The organism is Azonexus sp., assembly GCF_036170495.1.
Lineage (GTDB): Bacteria > Pseudomonadota > Gammaproteobacteria > Burkholderiales > Rhodocyclaceae > Azonexus.
The window spans coordinates 1-4,318 of record NZ_JAVHPH010000178.1; the positions used below are offsets into that span (position 1 = coordinate 1).

At 61.0% G+C, this 4,318-nt stretch carries 4 protein-coding genes; all 4 read right to left on the reverse strand.

Translation table 11 applies throughout. The features are described 5' to 3' along the window. The coding region (locus tag ADADOO_RS05960; protein ID WP_511275851.1) for a hypothetical protein at positions 1-241 on the reverse strand (241 nt) is incomplete at its 3' end. 338 nt (positions 242-579) lie between these two features. Beyond that, positions 580-1,359 (reverse strand): DUF1684 domain-containing protein, encoded by a 780-nt coding sequence (locus ADADOO_RS05965; protein ID WP_511275853.1) that lies wholly within the window; start codon positions 1,357-1,359, stop codon positions 580-582. A gap of 41 nt (positions 1,360-1,400) precedes the next feature. Next, positions 1,401-1,889: a hypothetical protein gene (locus ADADOO_RS05970; RefSeq protein WP_511275855.1), complete on the reverse strand. Its 489-nt coding sequence runs from the start codon at positions 1,887-1,889 to the stop codon at positions 1,401-1,403. A gap of 156 nt (positions 1,890-2,045) precedes the next feature. Next, a partial coding sequence (clpB, locus tag ADADOO_RS05975; RefSeq protein ID WP_511275856.1) for an ATP-dependent chaperone ClpB occupies positions 2,046-4,318 on the reverse strand: 2,273 nt, incomplete at its 5' end.

Sequence of the window (4,318 nt, forward strand, 5' to 3'; positions counted from 1 at the left end):
CGCTGGCCATATTGCCCAGGCTGCCTTGCGACCCGGCCAGCGTCGCACTGAAACTGGACAGGCTGCGCACCACACCTTTGAGCGTCTCGCACTCCCGGTCCTTGCCTGATGCGGCGTTTTGCTGGTCAACCACAGCCCGCTTCGCGGCCTCGAGTTCTTGCATGAGCCTTACCTCACGCTGCTGCAATGCTTCATGTGCCAGCTTGAGGCTGGACAGCTCGCTGTTTCCAAACCAGGCCATCAATTTGTCTCCGATGTTGGGCCGGACCTTGCTAAAAGGCGGGGATCCGCACCGCAATCCGGTCTGTATTTTAAGTGGGAATGATTATCGCATTTCTATGCCAAACGGCGTAGTCAAAAATAAACAAAACTGAAATATTCGGCACTAGCTTTTATCCTAAAAATCGCAGTTGACCGCGACCAAACCCTTCGATACGCCCACTGCGTGGGCTACTCAGGGCGAACGGGGGCACCGATCGGAAAAAGCCCGTTCGTGGTGAGTAGCCTTGCGCAGCAAGACGTATCGAACCATGAAGGGGCGCTAACTGCGGTTTTCAGGATTGTTTTGCTACCGACCACTCAGGCCGGTTTGACCCACTTCTTTTCGCCGGCCGGCAGCGCAAACGGCAACCAGTTTTCGGGTGGCGGCAACGGGCAGGTCGCAAACGAAGTGAAGGCGCAAGGTGGGTTGTAGGCACAATTGAAATTCAGGCGAATTTTCCCGTTGACCGTGGGAACGGCCTTGAGGAAACGGCCGGCGCCATAGGTCTCCTTGCCGCTCGTCCGATCCCGGAAAACGAAGAAAATTTCCTTGTCGCTGACTGACATCGGCAATAGCGTCACCCTCTGTCCGGCGACTTCAAATACGGCCTGATGGCTGACCTCAACGATTTTCAGATCGCCGCTGACATTGGGCACTTCCATTTTTAGCGGCGGTGACAGCGCCTGCCATTCGGCCTCGATCTGCCAGGCCGGGTCGAAGTCGAAATAGTCCACGCCGACGAATGGCTGGCGCGCCGCCCAGTTACGGTCGCGCAGACGCACCGCAATGCGACTCTCACGGTCAACCGGAAAAAACGACCAATTTTGAAAATCGACGACGGTCGGCTGACCATCGATATCGGTCTGTAACTCGCGCTCCTCACCGCCGGCCGGCTGCCAGATCACCCGCCCGTCCTGCCACAGCAAATCGCCGAGATGCGCCGGGCTGCCGGGTAAAAGAACAACAGAGCCAGCGGCGCTGCCGACGCTGTTCAGCCCCGGTTCCAGCCAGAACAGCCCGCGTATGCCCAGCCAGCTTTCCGGCCCGGCCAGTTCGGCATGACGCCTGGCCTGCCAGTCGTTCAGGTCATCCCACATTTTTCACATCCTTGTTTTTCATGCATTTAAGCGAAACCGAGCTAGGCGTCGGTAGCACCTGACAACTGGCGGAACCATTGCAGGTCTTCAGCCAGCCAGTCGGGCGAAGCATCGCGCAAGCCGCGGAAGGGCAAATCCAGGCCATGACGGCGCAATTCGGCCTGCAAGGCCTGCATGAAAATACCTGACTCGGCATGCAGATCGCCCGCCCCCCGGTGCACTGCGCAGCCCGGGCTGCGCGAGTTGCCGCCCAGCACGGCCAAGGGCTCGCAGCCCTCTTCTGACAAAGCCAAGATGCGCGCCACCACCGAAGTAGCCAACTCCGCGCAGGCCAGCCGACCAGCTGGCGTATCGAGCGCCTGCCGGATGCTGGTTCCGGGCGAACGCTGACGCTTGAAGCCAAGGGCGGCGATTTCCGGGCAGGGTATTTGCATGATGCCGATGCCGTTTGCGTGGCACAGGCGCAGGAATTCAAAGTTCATCGCCGGGCAGTTGGCCGCCCCCTGATCGCGAACGTTCTGGTTCAGCACACAGTCGATCACCACGACGAATCGCCCGCCCCGCGCATCATGCGGCGGCACGGGTTGCCCGGGTTTGAACACGGCAAGCAGGGATCGCAGCGATGGCAGGCTCATTGCCCGATCATGTCACTGAACGGGCAATGAGCACAATTGGCACTCCTCGACTCAAGCCTTGACGAAACGAATCACGCCGCTTGCGTCGCAACTGACATGGATCACATCCTTGGCGGCGAACTTGCCTTCGAGGATGGCCTTGGCCAGCGGATTCTCGATCTGCTGCTGGATCGCCCGCTTGAGCGGCCGGGCGCCGAACACCGGGTCGAAGCCGGCCTGCGCCAGTTCGGCCAGGGCGCTGTCGTCGACGACGATGCCCATGTCGAGCTGAGCCAGCCGCTTTTCGAGATAGCCGAGCTGGATCTTGGCAATGCCGGCGATATGTTTCTCGTCGAGCGCGTGGAAAACGACGACCTCGTCGATCCGGTTGATGAATTCCGGCCGGAAGTAGCTCTTCACCTCGGCCATCACCGCCATCTTGATCACGCCGTAATCGTCGCCCGACATCTGCTGGATCATCTGGCTGCCGAGATTGGAAGTCATGACGATCACCGTGTTCTTGAAGTCGACGGTGCGCCCCTGACCATCAGTCATCCGGCCGTCGTCGAGCACCTGCAGCAGCACGTTGAAAACGTCCGGATGCGCCTTCTCGACTTCATCGAGCAGGATCACCGAGTACGGCTTGCGACGCACGGCTTCGGTCAGGTAACCACCCTCTTCGTAGCCGACATAGCCCGGCGGCGCGCCGATCAGGCGAGCGACCGAATGCTTCTCCATGAACTCGCTCATGTCGATGCGGATCAGGTGATCCTCGGCGTCGAACATGAACTCGGCCAAGGCCTTGCACAGCTCGGTCTTGCCGACGCCGGTCGGACCAAGGAAAAGGAAGGAGCCGTACGGGCGGTTCGGATCGGACAGCCCGGCGCGCGAGCGGCGAATCGCATCGCCGACCAGACGCACCGCTTCATCCTGCCCAACGACCCGCTTGTGCAGGCGCTCTTCCATGTTGAGCAGCTTCTCGCGCTCGCCCTGCATCATCTTGCTGACCGGAATGCCGGTCGCCCGGCTGACCACCTCGGCGATTTCCTCGGCGCCGACCTGGGTACGCAACAGCTTGTTCTTCTTGCCCTCACCTTCGCCCGCCTTTTCGGCGCTCTTCAACTGGGCTTCGAGCTGTGGCAGCTTGCCGTATTGCAGCTCGGCGACCTTGTCGAGCTTCCCTTCACGCTGCAACCGGGTGACTTCGGCCTTGAGCTTGTCGATCTCTTCCTTGATGTGCGCCGAGCCCTGAACCTGTGCCTTTTCCGCTTTCCAGACCTCTTCGAGATCGGAATATTCCTTGGCCAGCTTGGCAATTTCCTCTTCGATCAGGCCGAAGCGCTTCTTCGAAGCCTCGTCCTTCTCACGCTTGACCGCCTCGCGCTCAATCTTGAGCTGGATGATGCGGCGGTCGAGCTTGTCCATGACCTCGGGCTTCGAGTCGATTTCCATCTTGATGCGCGCCGCCGCCTCGTCGATCAGGTCGATCGCCTTGTCAGGCAGGAAACGGTCGGTGATGTAACGATGCGATAACTCGGCGGCAGCGACGATGGCCGGATCGGTAATATCGACACCGTGGTGCAGCTCGTACTTTTCCTGCAGGCCGCGCAGGATGGCGATGGTCGATTCGACACTCGGCTCATCGACGAGCACCTTCTGGAAGCGGCGCTCGAGCGCGGCATCCTTCTCGATGTACTTGCGGTATTCGTTGAGCGTCGTCGCCCCGATGCAGTGCAGCTCGCCGCGGGCCAGCGCCGGCTTCAGCATGTTGCCGGCGTCGATGGCCCCCTCGGCCTTGCCGGCGCCGACCATGGTGTGCAGTTCGTCGATGAACAGGATGATCCGCCCTTCGTCCTGCGCCACTTCCTTGAGGACGGCCTTGAGGCGTTCCTCGAACTCGCCGCGATACTTGGCACCAGCGAGCAGACCGGCCATGTCGAGCACCAGCACCTTCTTGCCCTTGAGCGTTTCCGGCACCTCGCCGTTGACGATGCGCTGGGCCAGACCTTCAACGATGGCCGTCTTGCCGACGCCCGGTTCGCCGATCAGCACCGGGTTGTTCTTGGTCCGCCGCTGCAAAATCTGGATGGCGCGGCGAATCTCGTCGTCACGGCCGATCACCGGGTCGAGCTTGCCCTGCGCAGCACGCTCAGTCAGGTCGATGCAGTATTTCTTGAGCGTTTCGCGCTGGCCTTCGGCTTCCTGCGAATCGACGCCCTGGCCGCCGCGCACGGCCAGGATCGCCGCCTCCAGCGCCTTGCGGGTCAGGCCGTGCTGCTTGGCCAGACGACCGGTTTCGTTCTTGTCTTCGCAGACGGCGAGCAAAAACATTTCGCTGGCAATGA

Coding starts and splice junctions, on each gene's coding strand:
- ADADOO_RS05965 (WP_511275853.1), bottom strand. CDS start 1,359: ATGTGGGATGACCTGAACGACTGGCAGGCCAGGCGTCATGCCGAACTG.